Below are 2,696 nucleotides of genomic sequence, written 5' to 3'. Positions count from 1 at the left end.
CACCACCCGTCGTTCGACCGCTGCGAAGTCCGCGAAGTCCCGGATCGCCGTGGTCGGCGCGATCGCGGTCGCCGGCACTCTGCTGCTGTCCGGCTGCGGTGACCAGACCAAGGACAAGGGCGCGCCCGCCGGCTCCGCGAAGGGTGCGCCGCTCGCGGCCAAGCTGCCCAAGGAGCTCCGCGACAAGGGTGTGATCACGGTGGGTTCGGACATCGCGTACGCGCCCGTCGAGTACAAGGACAAGTCCGGCAACACCGCGGGCATCGACCCCGACCTGGCGGCGGCGATGGGCAAGCAGCTGGGTGTGAAGTTCGAGTTCCAGAACGGCACCTTCGACACCCTCATCACGGGTCTGCGGTCCAAGCGGTACGACATCGCGATGTCGGCGATGACGGACACCAAGGACCGGGAGAACGGCGTCGACCCGGACACCGGCAAGAAGGTCGGCGAGGGCGTCGACTTCGTGGACTACTTCAACGCCGGCGTCTCGGTCTACACGCCGAAGGGCAAGACCCAGGGGATCAAGACCTGGGACGACCTGTGCGGCAAGAAGATCGTCGTGCAGCGCGGCACGACCTCGCACGACCTGGCCAAGACGCAGGCGAAGAAGTGCCCGTCCGGCAAGAAGCTCGCGATCGAGTCGTTCGACGACGACCAGCAGGCCCAGACCCGGCTGCGGGCGGGCGGCGCGGACGCCGGTTCGTCCGACTTCCCGGTCGCCGCGTGGGCGGTCAAGACCTCGGGTGGCGGCAAGGACTTCCAGATCGTCGGCGACCAGGTCATGGCGGCGCCGTACGGCATCGCCGTCGCCAAGGGCAACACCCAGCTGCGGGACGCTCTGCAGGCCGCGCTGAACGCCGTGATCAAGAACGGCGAGTACGACAAGATCGTCGCGAAGTGGGGCGTCGAGGCCGGCGCCGTCAAGGAAGCCTCCCTCAACGGCGGCAAGTGACCGCACCCCTCTCGTCACCCAGCCGTTGAAAGGCAACACCCGTGTCTGCTGACATCGACAAGACGGACGGCCCCGAGGAGACCCCGCCGCCCCCGGCGGGACCCGAGGCCATCAGGGCCATCCCGGTCCGTCACTACGGCCGCTACGTCGCCGCGGTCCTCGCGATCGGCATTCTGGGCGCGATCGTGTACGCGTTCGCCCAGGGCAAGATCAACTGGGGTGCGATCCCCGACTACTTCTTCGACGACCGCATCCTCAAGGGCGTCGGCCAGACCCTGCTGCTGACCGTGATCTCCATGGTCATCGGCGTCGCGGGCGGCATCCTCCTCGCGGTGATGCGCCTGTCTCGCAACCCGGTGACCTCCTCGATCGCCTGGTTCTACATCTGGTTCTTCCGCGGCACCCCGGTCCTGGTCCAGCTCTTCGTCTGGTTCAACCTCGGCCTGGTCTTCGAGTACATCAACCTCGGCCCGATCTACAAGGACTACTGGTCCTCCTTCATGACGCCGTTCCTCACGGCGCTCCTGGGGCTGGGCCTGAACGAGGCCGCCTACATGGCGGAGATCTGCCGCGCCGGTCTGCTCTCGGTCGACGAGGGCCAGACCGAGGCCTCCCACGCCCTGGGCATGAGCCACTCCAAGACCCTGCGCCGGATCGTGATCCCGCAGGCGATGCGCGTGATCGTGCCGCCCACGGGCAACGAAGTCATCAACATGCTCAAGACGACCTCCCTCGTCTCCGCGGTCCAGTTCTACGAACTGTTCCGCTACGCCCAGGACATCGGCCAGAACTCCGGCGCCCCCGTCGAGATGTACTTCCTCGCCGCCGCCTGGTACCTCGTGATGACCTCCGTCCTCAGCGTCGGCCAGTACTACCTGGAGCGCTACTACGCACGCGGCTCCAGCCGCACCCTGCCGCCCACTCCCTGGCAGAAGGTCAAGAAGAATCTGCTGTCCCTCAACAGCCGCAAGGGGGCCACGGCATGACCGCCATGGTGAAGTCCGAAGGCGTCCACAAGTCGTTCGGCAACGTCGAGGTCCTCAAGGGCATCGACCTGGAGGTCAAGGAGGGCGAGGTCTTCTGCCTCATCGGCCCTTCCGGCTCCGGCAAGTCGACGTTCCTGCGCTGCATCAACCACCTGGAGAAGATCAACGCCGGCCGGCTCTACGTCGACGGCGACCTGGTCGGCTACCGGCAAAAGGGCGACAAGCTCTACGAGCTGAAAGACAGCGAGGTCGCCCTCAAGCGCCGCGACATCGGCATGGTGTTCCAGCGCTTCAACCTCTTCCCCCACCTGACCGCCCTCGAGAACGTCATGGAGGCCCCGGTCCAGGTCAAGCGCCAGTCCCGCGCCGCCGCCCGCGAACGCGCCGGCCAGCTCCTGGAACGCGTCGGCCTGGGCGACAAGGCCGGCAACTACCCCTCCCAGCTCTCCGGCGGCCAGCAGCAGCGCGTCGCGATCGCCCGCGCGCTCGCGATGGACCCCAAGCTGATGCTCTTCGACGAGCCCACCTCCGCCCTCGACCCCGAGCTGGTCGGTGACGTCCTCGACGTCATGCGCGACCTCGCCGAGTCCGGCATGACCATGATCGTCGTCACCCACGAGATGGGCTTCGCCCGCGAGGTCGGCGACAGCCTCGTCTTCATGGACGGCGGCGTCGTCGTCGAATCCGGCCACCCCCGCGACGTCCTCACCAACCCCCAGCACGAACGCACCCAGTCCTTCCTCTCCAAGGTCCTGTAA

3 protein-coding genes are annotated in these 2,696 nt (G+C 67.2%); all 3 read left to right on the top strand.

Features of this window, described 5'->3' with window-relative positions:
* A partial coding sequence (locus EOT10_RS40850; protein ID WP_146003150.1) for an ABC transporter substrate-binding protein occupies positions 1-952 on the top strand: 952 nt, incomplete at its 5' end.
* 41 nt (positions 953-993) lie between these two features.
* Entirely contained in the window at positions 994-1,938 is a 945-nt protein-coding gene (locus tag EOT10_RS40845) for an amino acid ABC transporter permease (protein ID WP_127833434.1), read from the top strand.
* Positions 1,935-2,696: an amino acid ABC transporter ATP-binding protein gene (locus EOT10_RS40840; RefSeq protein ID WP_127833433.1), complete on the top strand. Its 762-nt coding sequence runs from the start codon at positions 1,935-1,937 to the stop codon at positions 2,694-2,696. Before EOT10_RS40845 ends, EOT10_RS40840 begins: the two co-directional genes overlap by 4 nt.

Origin of the sequence: Streptomyces antnestii, from assembly GCF_004005495.1 — a bacterium.
GTDB classification, from domain to species: domain Bacteria; phylum Actinomycetota; class Actinomycetes; order Streptomycetales; family Streptomycetaceae; genus Streptomyces; species Streptomyces antnestii.
Note: the sequence above shows the minus strand (reverse complement) of the source record. Positions and strands in the feature narration are given on the sequence as shown.